Source organism: Psychrobacter sp. AOP30-A2-5 (assembly GCF_052378115.1).
Lineage (GTDB): Bacteria > Pseudomonadota > Gammaproteobacteria > Pseudomonadales > Moraxellaceae > Psychrobacter.
On sequence record NZ_JBQSXK010000001.1, the window covers coordinates 198,559 to 215,761 of the forward strand.

Annotated in this window: 15 protein-coding genes; 12 read left to right on the top strand and 3 right to left on the bottom strand. The window is 41.9% G+C overall.

Features of this window, described 5'->3' with window-relative positions:
- Nucleotides 1–16 precede the first annotated feature (16 nt).
- A complete protein-coding gene (locus ACT3S4_RS00805) occupies nucleotides 17–1,252 on the bottom strand; it encodes a lipoprotein-releasing ABC transporter permease subunit (protein WP_055123885.1) in 1,236 nt (411 codons plus the stop codon).
- A 453-nt stretch (nucleotides 1,253–1,705) separates the two neighbouring features.
- Here ACT3S4_RS00805 and ACT3S4_RS00810 point away from each other — a divergent pair, with 453 nt between their 5' ends.
- Nucleotides 1,706–2,680 (top strand): hypothetical protein, encoded by a 975-nt coding sequence (locus ACT3S4_RS00810; RefSeq protein WP_444760199.1) that lies wholly within the window; start codon nucleotides 1,706–1,708, stop codon nucleotides 2,678–2,680.
- A 130-nt stretch (nucleotides 2,681–2,810) separates the two neighbouring features.
- On the opposite strand, the gene ACT3S4_RS00815 is transcribed toward ACT3S4_RS00810, so the two are convergent.
- Nucleotides 2,811–3,200 (bottom strand): hypothetical protein, encoded by a 390-nt coding sequence (locus ACT3S4_RS00815; protein WP_055123882.1) that lies wholly within the window; start codon nucleotides 3,198–3,200, stop codon nucleotides 2,811–2,813.
- Between the two features lie 861 nt (nucleotides 3,201–4,061).
- Here ACT3S4_RS00815 and ccoN point away from each other — a divergent pair.
- The 6 genes from ccoN to ACT3S4_RS00845 all read left to right on the top strand — a co-directional run bounded on the left by ccoN (nucleotide 4,062) and on the right by ACT3S4_RS00845 (nucleotide 10,322).
- Nucleotides 4,062–5,543, top strand: a complete 1,482-nt coding sequence (ccoN, locus tag ACT3S4_RS00820; RefSeq protein ID WP_201560066.1) for a cytochrome-c oxidase, cbb3-type subunit I — start codon at nucleotides 4,062–4,064, stop codon at nucleotides 5,541–5,543.
- Nucleotides 5,544–5,552: 9 nt separating this feature from the next.
- Nucleotides 5,553–6,191: a cytochrome-c oxidase, cbb3-type subunit II gene (ccoO, locus tag ACT3S4_RS00825; protein WP_045445396.1), complete on the top strand. Its 639-nt coding sequence runs from the start codon at nucleotides 5,553–5,555 to the stop codon at nucleotides 6,189–6,191.
- The gene (locus ACT3S4_RS00830) at nucleotides 6,191–6,373 is read left to right on the top strand and encodes a CcoQ/FixQ family Cbb3-type cytochrome c oxidase assembly chaperone (RefSeq protein WP_010199605.1); all 183 of its coding nucleotides are present in this window, start codon (nucleotides 6,191–6,193) and stop codon (nucleotides 6,371–6,373) included. Before ccoO ends, ACT3S4_RS00830 begins: the two co-directional genes overlap by 1 nt.
- A complete protein-coding gene (gene ccoP / locus ACT3S4_RS00835; protein ID WP_372814938.1) occupies nucleotides 6,370–7,506 on the top strand; it encodes a cytochrome-c oxidase, cbb3-type subunit III in 1,137 nt (378 codons plus the stop codon). The genes ACT3S4_RS00830 and ccoP overlap by 4 nt, the downstream gene beginning before the upstream one ends.
- A gap of 479 nt (nucleotides 7,507–7,985) precedes the next feature.
- On the top strand, nucleotides 7,986–9,395 hold the full coding sequence (gene ccoG / locus ACT3S4_RS00840) for a cytochrome c oxidase accessory protein CcoG (protein ID WP_201554246.1): 1,410 nt from the start codon (nucleotides 7,986–7,988) through the stop codon (nucleotides 9,393–9,395).
- A gap of 345 nt (nucleotides 9,396–9,740) precedes the next feature.
- Nucleotides 9,741–10,322, top strand: a complete 582-nt coding sequence (locus ACT3S4_RS00845; RefSeq protein ID WP_201554248.1) for a FixH family protein — start codon at nucleotides 9,741–9,743, stop codon at nucleotides 10,320–10,322.
- A 153-nt stretch (nucleotides 10,323–10,475) separates the two neighbouring features.
- Here the strand turns inward: ACT3S4_RS00845 and ttcA are convergent, their stop codons facing one another.
- Nucleotides 10,476–11,633, bottom strand: coding sequence for a tRNA 2-thiocytidine(32) synthetase TtcA (gene ttcA / locus ACT3S4_RS00850; protein ID WP_270897007.1), 1,158 nt, complete (start codon nucleotides 11,631–11,633; stop codon nucleotides 10,476–10,478).
- A gap of 430 nt (nucleotides 11,634–12,063) precedes the next feature.
- Here ttcA and queC point away from each other — a divergent pair, with 430 nt between their 5' ends.
- The 5 genes from queC (at nucleotide 12,064) to ACT3S4_RS00875 (ending at nucleotide 17,027) form a co-directional block, all read left to right on the top strand.
- A complete protein-coding gene (gene queC / locus ACT3S4_RS00855) occupies nucleotides 12,064–12,780 on the top strand; it encodes a 7-cyano-7-deazaguanine synthase QueC (RefSeq protein ID WP_167541684.1) in 717 nt (238 codons plus the stop codon).
- A gap of 236 nt (nucleotides 12,781–13,016) precedes the next feature.
- Nucleotides 13,017–13,346 carry a hypothetical protein gene (locus ACT3S4_RS00860; RefSeq protein WP_045445384.1) on the top strand — a complete coding sequence of 110 codons (330 nt, stop codon included), beginning with the start codon at nucleotides 13,017–13,019 and terminating at the stop codon, nucleotides 13,344–13,346.
- A 190-nt stretch (nucleotides 13,347–13,536) separates the two neighbouring features.
- A complete protein-coding gene (locus ACT3S4_RS00865; RefSeq protein WP_444760200.1) occupies nucleotides 13,537–14,034 on the top strand; it encodes a peroxiredoxin in 498 nt (165 codons plus the stop codon).
- A gap of 193 nt (nucleotides 14,035–14,227) precedes the next feature.
- Nucleotides 14,228–15,724: a dihydrolipoyl dehydrogenase gene (locus tag ACT3S4_RS00870; protein WP_444760201.1), complete on the top strand. Its 1,497-nt coding sequence runs from the start codon at nucleotides 14,228–14,230 to the stop codon at nucleotides 15,722–15,724.
- Nucleotides 15,725–15,839: 115 nt separating this feature from the next.
- Nucleotides 15,840–17,027, top strand: a complete 1,188-nt coding sequence (locus tag ACT3S4_RS00875) for a mechanosensitive ion channel family protein (protein WP_227681779.1) — start codon at nucleotides 15,840–15,842, stop codon at nucleotides 17,025–17,027.
- The last annotated feature ends 176 nt before the right edge of the window (nucleotides 17,028–17,203 follow it).

The following is a 17,203-nucleotide window of genomic DNA, read 5'->3' on the forward strand; positions in this document are numbered from 1 at the left end:
CGGCATATAAAATCATTTATTCATAACGCAACGTCTGTGCTGGCTGAATCTTAGCCGCTCGGCGTGCTGGATAAATGGTTGCCAAAAAGCTCAGTACGAAAGACGCACCTGTAATCAATACCACATCTAGTACACGCAACTCTGATGGTAAATAATTAACAAAATACGCATCAAACAAGTTCAAATTAAAGACTTGATTAATAAAGCCTAAAATATCACTCACTGTAAGCGCAAATATCACGCCCAGTATCGTGCCAGCAATCGTACCAATCACACCGATGACCACGCCTTGCACCATAAACACTTGGGTAATCAAACGAGGAGACGCACCAAAAGTTTTTAGAATCGCAATGTCCGCTTTTTTGTCGGTAACGAGCATCACTAGACTGGAGACAATATTAAAAGCAGCCACTAGGATAATTAAAAATAACAGCAAGCCGACCATGGCTTTTTCCATTTGAATCGCGCCAAATAGGTTGCCATGCGTTTGTGTCCAATCATTAGGATACAACTGCTGAGGGGCAATAGCGGCGGCTTTTTCTGCTGCCATCGGAGCGGTAAAGATGTCATTGAGCTTCATACGCACACCCTGCGCGCCATCTGGCAGACGCAACAGTTTTGCCGCATCACCCATCGGGATGAATGCCATGAGGCTATCCACTTCTGGACTGATGGTAAAAATACCGGTCAAGGTAAAGCGCTTGAATCGTGGTATCACGCCAGCTGGTGAAGGCGATGCCTCTGGCAGCACTAGCGTCACTTTATCACCCAGTTGCAGCCCTAGAGACTGTACCATCTCTTCACCTAGCACAATATTGAACTCACCACTTTGTAAAGTATCAATACTGCCTTGAACCATATGTTCATTGATAATAGAAACATCTTTTTCGTATTCAGGATCGACACCAGTGACCATAATCCCTGCAACCTGACCGTTTGACGTCAACATCCCTTGCAATTGAATAAAAGGCGCTACAGCTGCCACTTCAGGATCTTCTTTAATTTTATCAGCCAATTGCTTCCAATCACTGATAATCTCGGTGGAAACGACCGTTGCTTGCGGGACCATACCCAAAATACGGGTTTTTAACTCCCGATCAAAACCATTCATGACTGATAGCACCGTGATCAATACGGCAACCCCAAGAGTCAAACCAATCATCGAGATCAGCGAGATAAAGGAGATAAAACCATTACTACGCTCTGCTCGGGTGTATCGTAAGCCGATAAACAACGCTAAAGGACGAAACATATTCAAACTCTTTATCTTATCTACGTGCGACTTTATATATACTATAAAACGAGCAACAGCAAATGCATCTCACACCTGCACTTGCCATAGTCACATATAAATCGAACACAAAAACAGGGTTTCAGACGAGCCAAAGACAGCCGTCAAAAGGGAGCTAGTTTGACACAATTTGGCTGATATGTGCCAGTCATTAGCAAAAACTGGGCGTATTTTTTAATAAAAAACTGGCTTTTGTTACTATTTTTTATGAGGGGCTTGCTATTACTTGCGTCAATACCTATATATTGTATGCTAAGGACAATTGTCATTAACCATTCATTGTGGTTTGTTGACCCTTTACTGATGACAACGTTGCCAACTATCATAAATCTATCGTGTTAAATAGAGCCTTATGATAGCCAGCAATAGCCGTTTCAGGTCCAAACCTCACGCTGACTAATTTTGAGTATCTTCATGACCATTAATTATCAATATAAAAACGTCCAATCTCCCACCAAGATCACCATGACTGATGAGCAATCTGCAGGTCACGCCGATCATTGGAGTATTCTGACCGATGACATGAGTCATGACGTGCCAGAATGGCTACAAAAAATGATCGAAAAGGCGGCCATGCCTAAAGGTCTCAATAGCAATGTCAGCGCTCAAGACAGCTGCCTATTGCTGTCTGAAAACCAGCCTTGTCATATCAATCAAGTATTGGCCATGAAAAATGGTAAGCCTGAATGCTTTATCAATGCTTATCCTTGTGTCGATAGCCCGTATGGACTCAATTGTAAGATTGAGCGCATCATTGCCAATGACAATTCACACGATGCTGTATTACGCTTGCGTACCGCTGATGGCAGTATTATTTACGCCTTTGACCAGCTCTACACCACCAATCGCCATTTATATCAGCGAGACACGTCTTACTTTGTAAACTTTAGCGCTTGGGCACATGAGATTAAGCTAAGTGAGCAAAACGAAGTCATCATGGTTGAAGATCAAGAAGCGATCCGCTACCACCGTGCATTTAACGACATCGTTGCCGCCAATGATGGAAAAATACCCGATGATCTGCAAGAGCAAATCAAAGAATGGAAACCAGAGACCAAAGCGCAAATGGCGCCAGTTGAGATCAACTTGGGTCACATGTGTGCCTATCTATTCGGTGATACTTTGGGACAAGAAGATGAAGCATGGTGCCAAGGTCAGGTGCTCGGCAAGCAAGAAACAACATTTAATGATAAATCCATTATCCTGTTTGATGTCGTGATACTACGCGAACAAGATGCCGATCCTTTCGTGATTCGTATCGGCGCGCTCAACACGCCAGAGACCGCTTCTATTAAAGTGCTTGACTACGTACAAGCGAACGTTTGGCTACAAGCTGCCATCTATAAAGAAAACCAGCAAAGTGCGGCGCAGCAATCAAAAGCCAGTTAACTACTTTACGAGTCATCCGCTACTTTTGATAATGACAATTAAATGTATCATCAAATAAAAAGCCCCTAATAAGCATTAGGGGCTTTTTGTCTTCTTACCATCGTCAGGATAAAACCCTGCAACTATAGAATTAAGCCATGGTCGTCATTGACTTGATACGAGTATATAGCTCTTTTTGTTCAGCACTTGGGCGTGCCGTTTGTACTGCCATCAGTTGTGACATATCGCCTTCAACGCGAATTTTACCACCCATAAAGGCACCCATAATTTCATTGGTATCGAAATCAGTGATGATTGATTGCAAGATACTGCGGTCAAGCAACAAGGTAGTTGTCGCGGCGTCATTCAAGCCGCGATGCAATAGACCGTTTGCAAAGTTCGCTTCGATGTCTTGCTCAGTGTCAGATACTTTTAGATTGACGATCATATTCGCCAGTGCTGGCGGCAAATTTAGCTCGCCTGCCTCATTACCCATTTGCTCAACTTGCTCAAACCACTCATCTGTCAAAAAAACTGCCATGTTATTGTCCTTAATTGATGTTATTTCAGGCTACCGTTGTTTGGCTCACTCGCCTGACTGGATATCAAGTGATAAAATAGTTGCTCATAATAGCAGTATAAAAACTGCTATCATCACTTATATTTAGCCTCATTATAAGGGTCGACTTGATGATAAGTAAAACTTATTTAGAGTGCTCATGCGGCCATTGTTACAAAAATACTGCTGGTCATGATATCTAAGCGCAGTAATTACTGTCCCTCTATCACCAAAATGTATTTCTAGAATCGTGATAAAATTGGGTATAAAATAGACAAATTGCATAGCTATAATAAGTTGCTTGCTAAGATTTTTACCAAAGAGTTTGTATTTTGCCGCATAGTTCTGATGATATTTGATTAGGATTGCGTTACAATACCCTTAAACAGAGTCGGGAGTTTTAACTAAACATTACGCAAACATGTTTTTTTGTCAGCCGCCGCTAGCATACGTCTATGGTCAGTACATTTTTATGGCCCTATGAATATTGGTATCTATCTTCATTAGTACAGCATTTTTGGTAATAATTAAGATAAATACTTCACCTCTTTAGATGTTTGATGCTCAAAAACGGCGCATCTTCTTATTCACCTTAATGATTTATTAACAATCCTACTATCGACCAGCTGTGAGTGTCGTGCGTTTAAAACGCCTTTATGCCTCAATACCAGCTGATATAAAGCGAAAGCTTAGATTGATAGTTAATAATATTATGGTGATAAGCGAGCCAAAAAACAGCATGTACCGCGATTCTATTTTTATCTGACTATTACTTTTATGATGCAGATAGCGCGGAGAGTTAGTTAATTCTGTTGATAATTCGGGCTGTAAAGGAATCATCCAATGAGTTTACAAAACACAGCAGTCGCCCCAGTTGACCGTGAGTACGAAATTACTATCGTAAGATTCTTTACGATAATGGCCGTGGTATGGGGCATCGTCGGCATGAGTATTGGTGTGTTCATTGCTTCACAGTTAGCATGGCCATCACTTAACTTTGACATTCCATGGCTGACATTTAGTCGTTTAAGACCGCTACATACCAATGCGGTCATTTTTGCGTTCGGTGGCTCTGCCCTGTTCGCAACGTCTTACTATATTGTTCAGCGTACCTGTAAGACAAGGTTATTTGCTCCTTATTTAGCTTGGTTTACCTTTTGGGGTTGGCAAGCCGTTATCGTATCAGCGGTTATTACCCTACCTTTAGGTTTAACATCGACCAAGGAATACGCTGAGCTTGAGTGGCCAATCGATATTTTGATTGCCTTGGTATGGATCTCTTATGCCATTGTTTTCTTCGGTACGCTCATCAAACGTAAAACCTCACATATTTATGTGGCTAACTGGTTCTTTGCAGCATTTATTATTACGATTGCATTACTGCATATCGTAAACAGCATGGCGATTCCTGTTAGCGCATTTAAGTCTTACTCGTTATTTGGCGGTGCGACTGATGCGATGGTGCAGTGGTGGTACGGACATAACGCGGTAGGTTTTTATCTAACGGCAGCTTTCTTAGGAATGATGTATTACTTCGTTCCAGTACAGATTGGTCGTCCTATTTATTCTTACCGTTTGTCTATCGTTCACTTTTGGGCACTTATTGCGTCATATATGTGGGCTGGTGGTCACCATTTGCATTATTCAGCGCTTCCAGATTGGACGCAGTCTCTAGCAATGGTATTCTCAATCATCCTGTTTGCGCCATCTTGGGGTGGTATGATTAACGGCGTGCTAACACTATCAGGTAGTTGGGATAAGTTACGTACCGATCCGATCATTCGCTTTATGATTGTTGCGTTGTCGTTCTATGCGATGTCGACCTTTGAAGGTCCAATGATGTCGATTAAGACAGTGAATGCGTTATCGCATAACACAGATTGGACAGTCGGTCATGTACACTCAGGTGCACTTGGTTGGGTAGGTATGATTACCATTGGTTCGCTATATGTACTGTTACCACGTATTTATAACAAACCTAAGATGTATTCTATCAGCTTAATCACCACGCATTTTTGGTTGGCGACAGCGGGTACTATTTTCTATATCGTATCTATGTGGATTTCAGGTATTGGCCAAGGCATGATGTGGCTAGCTACTAATCCAGACGGTACATTGGTATATAGCTTCGTTGATACAGTTGAGTTCTCACATTTCCCATATATTGGTCGTGCTTTTGGTGGCTTCTTGTATGTATCGGGTATGTTTGTGATGGCATATAACGTTTATAAAACACTTAAAATGCCAGAAGGTAAGCCTGTCGATATCGCAGATCCTACTGATCATGAACCTAGTGTTGATAAACCTTCAGCAGCTAACGTATAAGGAGCGATCATGTCTGGTACACCGCATGAAATTATTGAAAAAAATACAGGCTTGTTGGTTATCGGTATCGTTATTGCTATTAGCTTTGCAACGCTAGTTGAAATCGTACCATTGATATATGACAACAAGGGTCCTGAAGAAGGTGGGGTGAATGCTCCCCTGCCCTCTATGGAGCCATGGACTGCACTAGAATTTGAGGGTCGTGACATCTATATTCGTGAAGGTTGTCACGTTTGTCATACTCAGATGATTCGTCCACTACGTGCTGAAGTTGAACGTTATGGACCCTACTCACGTGCTGCTGAATCTACGTGGGATCACCCATTCTTATGGGGTTCAAAACGTACTGGACCTGATCTAGCACGTGTTGGCGGTCGTTATTCTGAAGACTGGCAAAAGCAGCATTTAATTGCGCCACGTTCACTAGTACCTGAATCAGTAATGCCTGGTTTCCCGTGGCTTGCTACCAACGAAGTGAATGGTGAAAACGTTCAAACTAAAATGCGTCTATTCCGTGATCGCTTTGGTGTACCTTACACTGAAGAAGATATCGAAGGAGCACCAGATGCTGTACTTGGTGCCACTGAACTTGATGCTTTGGTTGCTTATCTACAGCAACTGGGCACCGCGATGGAAGGACAGCGCTAATGGGTATTGGTGAATTACAAACAATTGCGACCGTTTCTGCCTTTGTTGCCTTCGTAGGTGTTGCATGGTGGGCGTATTCGCCAAAAAACAAAAAACGCTTCGAAGAAGATGCACAACTTGCGCTTGATGACGAGGATATAAAATCTCTGTCTGAAGAGCAGCGCAATAAGGATAAACGATGACATTTTTTTGGAGTTCTTGGATTACCATACTAAGTATCATGTGTTGGGCTGCTATCCTCGGTGTCTTACTAATGGTATTGAAGTACAAGCCAGAACTAGAAGATGACGGTACAACAGGCCACGCTTATGATGGTATCAAAGAGTACGACAAGCCATTACCTAAATGGTGGCTCGTAATATTTTTTGGCTCTATCGCTTGGGGTGTTGCCTATTGGGTATTTTTCCCAGGTATTTTCCCATCAAAATGGGAAGGTATTGCCACTGTAGAAGTCGATGGCGAAACGGTACCGTGGACCTCTAAGAACGAGCTATATAGCGAGCTTGAGAGTAATAACAAAGTATTTACGGATAACTTTGAGAAAAATATTTTAGCAAAAGCGGATGCTAGTGGTGCGACAGAGACCTTAGCGGCACTTGCTGAGTTACAAGCAACGATGCGCCGCAGTGAAACACCACCAGCAGATCTGCAAGCTCAAATTGATGAGAAAACTGCAGAACTATCACCTTATGTAGAAAAGCTTTCAGAAAACCCGAATGCTTTAAAAGTTGGTAGTCGTTTGTTCTTACAGAACTGTGCGGTCTGTCATGGCTCTAACGCCAAAGGTGCGGTAGGCTATCCAAATCTAACTGACAATGACTGGTTATATGGCGGAGAAGCGTCAAACATTTTGACCACGCTACATAAAGGTCGAGTTGGTGGTATGGCTGCATGGCGTGATCAAATCGGTGAAGATGGGGTACGTGCGGTATCTGAATACGTGCTATCAATATCTGGCAACCAACCTGGTTACGAGCTTGATAAAGCTCAAGTCGCTCAAGGTGAGGCAATCTTTAATGAGCCGACTAACTGTGTACTTTGTCATGGTGCAGACGCCAAAGGTATGACTTCTACTGGCGCGCCAAACTTGACAGATGACATTTGGTTATATGGTGGTGATCGTGAGACCATCCGCGAAACCTTACGTTATGGTCGTGCTGGTGTGATGCCTGAGTGGGAAACCAAACTGGGTAATGAGCGTATTATGCTGCTTGCAGCTTATGTTTACTCATTATCAGACAAAACTCCTCAACCTGCTGCTAAAGCACCAACCGCTACTCAAGTAGCAACCACTGTAGAAACGACGGCTAACTAATACTTAAAGATGGTTGTCATAGCATCAGTGGATAAGATTTGATAAAGGGAGAACTGTTATTGCAGTTCTCCTTTTTTTATAAATTCTTTGATGAGAGTTTATTAACTGCTACCGCATTATCAAAATTTGAGTAGTAAATGAAATGCGGTTTAATACTGCATATAGCACGATCAATATATCGATCATTATGCTGATATATTGATTGGTTTTTAAGATTATTACCCCATTTATAATAGGGAGAATGCTAAAATGACAGTACCTAAAAACCACTTATTAGTGGCGAATTTAGAAGATAGTCACCCATTCTCATTAAGCTATTTGCAATCGATCATTTGGTAGATGGGTTAAAATATTTTTCTGTTCAATATTTTATCCGCTACTTACTGACATTGATAACATCACACACTCATACATCTGATGATTAAAGATGTTTGTTCATCATGCCAGCAAACTGATTCTTTTTTAAAAGAGGCACGTTTATGTCAGCACCACAACCCAATAAAATCCCTGTACAGCAAATTGACCTTGATGCGACCAAGCATCGAGTTCACCCTAGGTTTGTCACCGGTTTTTATCAAAACATTCGTGTCGTCACGATGTATGCGCTTTTAACCGCTTTTCTGCTTTTGCCGTGGTTACGTTATAATGGTAGGCAAGCAATATGGCTTGATGTTCCCTCGCAGCATTACTATATTTTTGGCATGACTTTTTTGACCCAAGATTTTTACTTCATTGCCGCCTTTGCGATTATTGCCGCATTCACTTTATTCATGGTGACTGTGTATGCGGGGCGTGTTTGGTGTGGCTATGCCTGCCCTCAGACGATCTGGACACATCTTTATCAATATGTTGAAAAATGGGTGATTGGCGATCGCAACAAGCGTATCAAGTTTGACAAAGAACCGATGAGCGCCAAAAAAGCTTTTAAACGTTCTTTGATATATTTTATTTGGTTAGTATTTTCAGTGATTACCGCGGCAACTTTTGTCAGTTATGTCGCTGGAACAGATTATTTATATCAGAGCTGGCAAACCATTGGTTTTATTCCTATTCCTGATTGGCCAACATGGGTATGGGTATCAATGTTTATCTTTACCTTTGCCACTTATGCCAATGCGGGCTACATGCGTGAGCAGATGTGCGTACAGATCTGTCCTTATGGTCGTTTTCAGAGCGTTATGTTTGATAAAGATACGTTAGTTGTGTCTTATGATTATGAACGTGGCGAACCTCGCGGGGCACGTAAAAAAGGCACCCATCCTGAACATTTAGGGGATTGTATCGAATGTACCATGTGCGTACAGGTTTGTCCGACTGGGATTGATATTCGAGATGGCTTGCAAGTTGGTTGCATCCAATGTGCTGCTTGTATTGACGCTTGTAATGAAATTATGGATAAAGTCGGGTATCCACGTGGACTCATTCGTTATACGACAGAACGACAGTTGTCAGAAAAAGAAAATACCCGCGTCATCAGTCCACGTCTATTTGCTTATTTAGCCGTTATTACTATTTTATGTGGTGGCGTTATTTATGCATTGACGGACCGTGTACCGTTAGAGATTGATATTCGCCGTGACCGTAATCAGTTGTCTTCAGTGAATAATCAAGGCATGATTGAAAACAGCTATATCGTCAAGCTGACTAATAAAACACAAGAGCCGCATACCTATACAATAACCCTTGCTCCACAAGAAGGTTTGAGCTTGGCGCTGCGATTCAACGATGTACCATTAGAAGCAGGTGAAAGCTTTGATATGCCTGTGAGTATTTATGGCGATCCTAAGGTCATCGATTTTGAACAAACATCAGTGACCCTAAATGTGACCAGTGAAGATGGTCAGTATAAAGTCAGTAAACAAAACGTATTTACTACTCAAGGGCAGTAGGTTTTTATGAGCGATTGATAGCTTAGCTAGGGCGCGTCCTCATTTTAAAAGTGGTAATAGAAATGCAATAAATGGCAGCCAAACTGGGAAAATAGTATAGATAATATCGTACTATTAACCAGCTGTTTGATATAGTTTGGCAAAATTTAACCATTTTTAATCCATTTAGGTGCTTTCATTCAGACTGAGGATGCGCCCTAGTATATAATTCTATATTTCACCTGTGAGTCAGTGGCTAGCAGGTGGACGATTTATCATTAAACTGGCAGCTGTTTCGCTGTCAGCTTATCCATTGATACAGTGTATAGATATCTGATAAGCAGATATCTGATTAATAGGTATTTTATGTCTACTCCAGCATCAAATTTTAAGCATCAAGATACTCAGCCATGGTATAAGAATTACATGGTGGTTATTTTTGTTATTGGCATGCCAGCATTTGTCGTAGTGGCCTGTATCTTTTTTGTTTATTACTCTTATCAAATTCGGGATAGCGTGGTACGTGACGACTGGTATATGGATGGTAAGACGCTTTATCATGATGTGTCACGTGACAAGCTGACTTATGACTTAGATTTGCACGGCGAAATGCAGTTTGCAGATAATGGTGATGTTGTATTCTATCTAAATTATCCTGAACAGAGTCTACAATCAGGTAAACTGCTGAATGGCAATCCTCTGGCTTATCCTGAAAAACTAGAGCTGTCTATCTCACATGCAACCGATATCAAAAAAGATCACGATGTCGTACTTCAACATGTCGAGGGCAATAAATACAGTGCGCAGGTAGATATAGATCCTTTAAAAGCAAAATATTATCTACAAGTAAGTAGTGATGGTAAAGATGACTGGCGTATGCAAGATGTGGCGAAATTACCACGTTCAAAAGTTAGCTTTGACCCATTACCTGTTTTTGCAGAAAGTTGATTTTACCAATCTTGCTATTATAAGCATGATTAATAACTGATTTATTAACACATAAAAAAACCAGCCATTTATCAATAATGAGCTGGTTTTTTACACTAACGGTTTATGCTATTTTTTATAAATGTCATTTAACAATATCGAATAAGCGAATCGTTAAATAACAGGATTTATTGTTGGAATTTTCTGATTCGTATGCTTATTTTCTGCTGAATTATCAGACTCTGTCGAAAGCAGCTTACTATCGAACTTCGGATTGAACGCTTGAGTTTTTGGCGATACAGGTAAGCCAATTTCAGCCAAGCTCTCGGTCTGCCCAGCTTGGATGTTATCCCCTTCAAACAAACGCTCATTGTCATCACGATCAAGACTTAACTGCTCAAAATCAAACAATTCACGGTCTGCTAGTTGCGACGGTGCGACGTTTTGCATGGCTTTAAAAATAGAGGCCAAACGCTGCGGATGAGCATTATCCCATTCCCGCAACATATCGTTGATAATGGCTCTTTGTAAGTTGGTTTGGCTGCCACATAAGTTACATGGAATAATTGGAAATTCTTTTAAGCGAGCATATTCGATGATGTCTTTTTCTTCGACATAAGCCAATGGACGAATAAGTAGGTTTTGCTTGTCATCACTGAGCAATTTCGGTGGCATCGATTTAAGAGTGCCGCCATGGAATAAATTCAAAAAGAAAGTCGCCAACATATCATCGCGATGATGACCCAGCGCAATTTTGGTTGCGCCAATCTGCTTAGCAAAACCGTATAACGAGCCGCGGCGCAGACGTGAACACGCCGAGCAATAAGTTTTGCCTTCTGGCACCACGCTCTTAACGATACTATAAGTGTCTTTTTCTAAGATATAGTGAGCAATGCCCTGCTCGTTCAAATACGCTGGCAAAATATCCTCAGGGTAACCGGGCTGCTTTTGATCGAGATTGACCGCGACGATATCAAAGTTAATCGGCGCGATACGCTTGAGTAATAGTAAAATATCCAGCAAGGTATAGCTGTCTTTGCCACCTGAAACACAGACCATCACCACATCGCCGTCTTCGATCATATTAAAATCACGAATCGCCCAAGAAACTTGTCTACGCAGTTTCTTTTGTAGTTTACGGAACTCTGCTGATTCAGTAGACGCTGACGGTGCAGCGGCGATACTGTCTTCATTTGTATGATCGTCAGCAATATCCTCATATTCCATGCTATCACCATCAGTGTCCCAAGTATGATTATCCAAACCTGTATCAGCTGACATATCATCGATTTCAGGCGTAATTTGTGGCGTAAACAAGGTTGCTGCGGTCATAAGTTACTCAATATCTTTACAAGGGAATTTTGCTAAAAAATGGAAGGATAAAGCCTTTAGCAAGGAAGTAATAGCACAGTGGCTCTAAAAGCAGCGATTATAACAAAATTTGCTAACAGATTGAAAAGATGAGATTAAACTATCAGATTAAATATTCAGTCTTTTTTATGGCTTAGCTCAGGGCATGGTGAACATTCGACCATAACACTGCTGATAGCTCCACACTTTTATAAATAAACTTCTCTTTTGAGCTGATTAAGGTTTCATATCGTATTTATAATGGCTTCGTGGTTCTGTAGTGAGCGTATTTTTGCTAAAATAGGCGTTTTTCGCAAACCCATTTCGCAAACCAATAATAGATACCACTATGACTAATGTTACTTCGCAAAGTACCTCTAATAATCAAGCCTTCGATACTGACTTAAATGCTCTGCATAAAAGCCAAAATGCCGTTGTGCTGCTGTCAGGCGGGCTTGATTCGGTGACTTGTTTGTATTGGGCCAAGGCACGTTATGCGTCGGTGACTGCGGTCAGTTTTAATTATGGTCAACGCCACAATAGTGAGCTGGTCGCGGCAAAAGCCATCGCTGAGACTGCCGAGGTCAATCATAGAATCATTGATATTGATATCGCTCAGCTTGGTGGCTCTTCGCTGACAGATCACAGTATGATTGTTCCTGATGGCGATACGGATAAGTTCCCCAATAAAAAGCGTGATGAGATCGATAACGACGCTATTCCCAACACCTATGTGCCTGCGCGTAATACGATATTTTTGTCTTATGCGCTAGCCGTTGCTGAAGTGACCGATGCCAATCATATCGTCATTGGCGTCAGCTCAGTCGATTACTCAGGCTACCCTGACTGTCGTCCAGAGTATATTGCCGCCTTCGAGCATATGGCCAATCTTGCCACCAAAGCGGGCGTTACCGGTCATCACTTATCCATTCAAACACCATTACAGCAACTGTCAAAAGCAAAAACCATTGAGCTTGGATTGTCATTGGGCGTCGATTATGGGCAAACCATATCTTGCTACCAAGCCGATGCACAAGGTCTTGCTTGCGGTGTATGTGACAGCTGTGCCCTACGCCGTCAAGGATTTGCTCAGGCGGGCATCACTGACCCAACCCATTATCAATCTTAGTTAATGATGGGATTGCACTTGCATGAAAGCGTGATAGCAATCAACATTAGCGAAACATTCGCTTGCATTAACACAGCACGCCGCCGTTGTATTTTAACTCACATACTTGTTATGGTATGAGCGATTGCATTTATCACAAGATATAAGTAACCACATTAATCAACGAACTATGAGTACTTTTGCTTTACTTTGAGTACAAAATTTAGAAAATTGATGTTACCCGTAAGAGGATATTTATGAAGTTGTTGCCATTATTACCCCTAGCTTTAGCTGCCATTTTTGTGATGCCACAAGCAAACGCTGCCGATATTAAGCAAAATAACATCAATACCTGCGTTAATGGTGCGGTCAAATATAAAGTCGCTGACAAAGGCGATGCGACCAAACTATGCAATTGCACTATTGGTGTGCGTAGCAACATGACCATCGGTCAGATGTGGGAAATTGAGAGCTATGCCCAAGACAAAAAAGATCCGTCTGGACTGCCTTACGTCAAAAAAATGCAAAAAGATTTGCAGCAATGCACTGTTGGCTTAGATTTAAAACAGCCACAAAAACCAGCATAATACACACCTCGTTTGATATACAAAAGACTGGCTATTGCCAGTCTTTTTTGTTGTCAATACAGGCGCAAAGTGTAAAACTGATTATGAATCGCTGCTAATCTGCTTATAATAAGCACACAGCATAGATTATCAATCGACGTAAGCACTGACGTAAATACTGATATAAACAAAAATGAATAAGGATTTTATAATGGCAAAACCAACCACAGAAAACCTAACCTTACCTGACTTTCCAGTGACGATAGTACGCAAGCTTGCTGGCAACTTTATCCATGATGAAATCAATCTCCAAGAGATGATTGCCAATACTGATAAAGGGCTTATTCTGTACTTTTATCCAAAAGACAGTACGCCAGGCTGCACCACTCAAGCAACCGAATTTACTGCTCACCTCCATGAGTTTGATGATTTAGGCTATGACATTATCGGCGTCTCACGTGATAGTGATGAATCTCACGAGAAATTCATCACCAAATATGATTTAAACATTGCCCTTATCAGCGATACTGATGAAAAACTATGCCAATACTTTGACGTTATTAAAGAAAAAAATATGTACGGCAAAATAACGTTAGGGCTGGTCCGTTCAGCGTTCGTTTTTAACAAAGATGGCACGCTCACTCATGCTCAGCGAAATTTACGTGCCAAAGGCTACACTGAACGTTTGCTTGAAACCTTAGCACCTTAACCAATAAAGCCAAGAATCATAAAAAAGCATTTTAAAATAGACGCTAATAATCATTACGATAAACGCTGGATATCAGAGGCTAAAAATAGTTTTTTAATAATTTTTTGGAGCAACCTCTTATCAGAGGAATCTCTTAAAAAAATCATCTAAAAAACAGCCCTGAATAATAAACATCTTATAACTTGAGAATCATATGAATAAACAATCCGATACTACAGCGGATAACACAGCATCCAAAGCTACTCGCCAAGTATCTGTTGCCGTTATCGGTGCAGGTACTGCTGGGCAAAATGCTTTTCGTCAAGCCAGTAAAACCCATGATGATGTTGTTATTATTAATGACGGATTCTGGACGACCACTTGTATTGCGGTCGGCTGTATGCCAAGCAAACTATTGATTGCCGCCGCTGATCGCGCGTATGAAGCCAATCACTCTGCTGAATTTGGCGTCCATGCCACTGTCCAGATAGATGGCAAGCAAGTCATGCAACGCGTTCGGGACGAGCGTGCTCATTTTGCTAGCTACATCAAAACTCAAGTAGATAGCTGGCCTGATCACAAAAAAATCTCAGGACGCGCTCATATTAATCACCGAGGATTCATTGAAGTCAATGATGCGCTGATTGCCGCTGACAAAATCATCATCGCCACGGGCAGCTCTCCATTTATCCCAGATGGCTGGGCAGATAAGCTTGGTGACGCCATGCTCACCTCTGATACGATATTTGAGCTCACAAATTTACCGAAAACAATGGCCGTTGTCGGTACAGGTGCTATCGGACTAGAGCTTGCGCAAGCCTTTAAACGCTTAGGCGTAGAAGTAACTTTGTTTAATCGTTTCAAACGTGTTGCAGGTCTCAAAGACGATGATATCAATAACAAAGCTATCGATTGCTTAAGCCGCGAATTGACCATGCATTTGGGTAGCAAAATCAACGATGTCGGCGTGCAAACAGCCACGGATAATGACCATTCAGCCGCGTTCATTGATTATGAAGACAGTGCTGGAGAGTTGCAACAATGGCAAGGTGAGTATGTACTGGTTGCGACTGGTCGCCGCAATAATATCAAACCGCTGGGAGTTGAGCATTTAGGCGTTGAGCTTGACGACAAAGATCGTCCAAAGCACTTGAATAAAAAAACAGGTCAGATTGGTGATTTAGATGTCTATATCGTTGGTGATGCCAACGCCAATCTCCCACTATTGCATGTGGCCAGCGATGAAGGCTATAGCGCTGGAAGTATGGTCTGCGAGAATGAAGACGCCGCTCATATTCGCCCGCCCGCCACGCCCTTCTCGATTGTGTTTTGCTCACCGCAAATCGTTAACGTCGGCATGTCTCTACCAGACATTCAGCAGGATACAAGCTTAGAATATGTCATCGGTAGCGTCAGCTTCGACAATCAAGGACGTAGTCGCGTGATGGGCGTCAACTGTGGTCTACTACATATCTATGGCTGTAAAAAAACTGATAGAATCTTAGGCGCTAGTATGGTGGGTCCTGATGCCGAGTATATTGGACACATTTTAGCGGCAGCGATTACCAATGATTTGAGTGTTAAGGCCATGCTCGATACGCCTTTTTATCATCCTACGATATTAGAAGGCTTACGTACCGCGTTACGCGATGTTCAACACAAAATGGCAATACCTTATCAGTACCAAGACACACAGGAAGATAGCTTTTAAGCATCAGCTCAGCTACACTTTCAAAACAAGGATGTGTCGTATTAATCATCACTCATGTTGTGTTTGGTAGCACTGACGACTTGAGGTACTTTAAAAACTCTGCATGGACCAAAAAATGGCAATCGCTAGTATTACTGATTTTTTTAAAGAGATTGTTCGTGACCTGCATACTAGCCTCTACCTTGCGCTTGGCGGCTCTGTCGATGAAGAGTCACTTGATTGGTCGTCTCAAGCGGTAGAGCTCGCTAGTACTGCCATCAAAATCCTAATACTGCTGGCAGTGTTGGGATTTTTTTATTGGCTTGCCATTTACATCCTTAAGCAAAGTAGGACAAAAATCCGCCTGAATGAGCGCCGTACTAAGATTGTCCGTTCAGTCTTGCGTTATATCTGGATAGTTGCCAGCCTGATTGCCATTATGAGTCAGATTTATTTTGAACCAGAGACTATCAAAGCTACTGCAAAAGCCAGTACATGGGCGGGGATTTATTATGTACTTTGGGCGTCATCTGGACAGATTATCCATAGGGTGTTACAGCATTATGGTCTCAATGCTTCTATAGAGCAGCTGCTTCAAAATATCTTGTCAGTGCTGCTATTGGTACTCGGACTTGCCAGCGTCATGGCGCAATTTGGTTTCGATATCGTCTCATTGGTCGCAGGTTTAGGGATTGTGGGCTTGGCAGTCGGTTTTGCTGCCCAGTCAACACTTGCTAATTTCATTGCAGGTATTACCATTTTACTCGAACAATCTTTTCAGGTTGGTGACTGGATTCATATCAATGACAATGAGGGGCGCGTCGTCCTTATCGCGTTACGTACCACCCATATTTTGACTCGAGACAACATCACCGTCATTATTCCCAACTCTAACGTTGCCTCCTCTGAGGTGACCAATTTAACCTCCAAGAACTTCATACGTTTCGATATTCGTGTGCGTATCGCCTTTGAAGATGATGTCGATACTGCTCGCAAGGAAATTTTGCAGGTGCTTACTGATACCGATGTAGTACTCAGCCGTCCTGAAACCTCGGCCACCGTGGATGAAATTGGTGAGTATGGAGTGTTCTTTATCGTGCGTTTTTGGGTCAAGCCTGCTGCTGTCGCGCGCATGCCCAAAATTAAAGAAGGTCTAAAAGAAGATATCAAGCGTGCCTTTGATGCCGCTAATATTTCTACTCCTTACCCTCATATGCGTCTGCTTATGCCAAAGGATGTGGATTATCCTATTGCCACTAAACCTTTTGCAACTACAACGCAGGTCGTGTCAGAAACGCCACCACTGAGCAAAGCGGATAAATAAGCTCATTATATTATTTATCCCTTGGACAATTTATCCCACAATTTTTAGGCTCAAGGTTTTCATCTTTAGTATGATAAGCATGATTTTGTGAAAGATGACATTGCTGAATCTCTCTTTGATAAACACCACCACTTTAAACCATCCTGCCCTGAATTATGGTAAAATTGGCGGTTAAA

Excerpts from the sequence above, each read along its gene's own strand:
- ACT3S4_RS00870 (WP_444760201.1), top strand. The coding sequence starts at position 14,228 with ATGAATAAACAATCCGATACTACAGCGGATAACACAGCATCCAAAGCT.
- ccoN (WP_201560066.1), top strand. The coding sequence starts at position 4,062 with ATGAGTTTACAAAACACAGCAGTCGCCCCAGTTGACCGTGAGTACGAA.
- ACT3S4_RS00845 (WP_201554248.1), top strand. The coding sequence starts at position 9,741 with ATGTCTACTCCAGCATCAAATTTTAAGCATCAAGATACTCAGCCATGG.
- ACT3S4_RS00830 (WP_010199605.1), top strand. The coding sequence starts at position 6,191 with ATGGGTATTGGTGAATTACAAACAATTGCGACCGTTTCTGCCTTTGTT.
- ACT3S4_RS00860 (WP_045445384.1), top strand. The coding sequence starts at position 13,017 with ATGAAGTTGTTGCCATTATTACCCCTAGCTTTAGCTGCCATTTTTGTG.
- ccoG (WP_201554246.1), top strand. The coding sequence starts at position 7,986 with ATGTCAGCACCACAACCCAATAAAATCCCTGTACAGCAAATTGACCTT.
- ACT3S4_RS00805 (WP_055123885.1), bottom strand. The coding sequence starts at position 1,252 with ATGTTTCGTCCTTTAGCGTTGTTTATCGGCTTACGATACACCCGAGCA.
- ACT3S4_RS00875 (WP_227681779.1), top strand. The coding sequence starts at position 15,840 with ATGGCAATCGCTAGTATTACTGATTTTTTTAAAGAGATTGTTCGTGAC.
- ttcA (WP_270897007.1), bottom strand. The coding sequence starts at position 11,633 with ATGACCGCAGCAACCTTGTTTACGCCACAAATTACGCCTGAAATCGAT.
- ACT3S4_RS00815 (WP_055123882.1), bottom strand. The coding sequence starts at position 3,200 with ATGGCAGTTTTTTTGACAGATGAGTGGTTTGAGCAAGTTGAGCAAATG.
- ccoP (WP_372814938.1), top strand. The coding sequence starts at position 6,370 with ATGACATTTTTTTGGAGTTCTTGGATTACCATACTAAGTATCATGTGT.
- ACT3S4_RS00865 (WP_444760200.1), top strand. The coding sequence starts at position 13,537 with ATGGCAAAACCAACCACAGAAAACCTAACCTTACCTGACTTTCCAGTG.
- ccoO (WP_045445396.1), top strand. The coding sequence starts at position 5,553 with ATGTCTGGTACACCGCATGAAATTATTGAAAAAAATACAGGCTTGTTG.
- ACT3S4_RS00810 (WP_444760199.1), top strand. The coding sequence starts at position 1,706 with ATGACCATTAATTATCAATATAAAAACGTCCAATCTCCCACCAAGATC.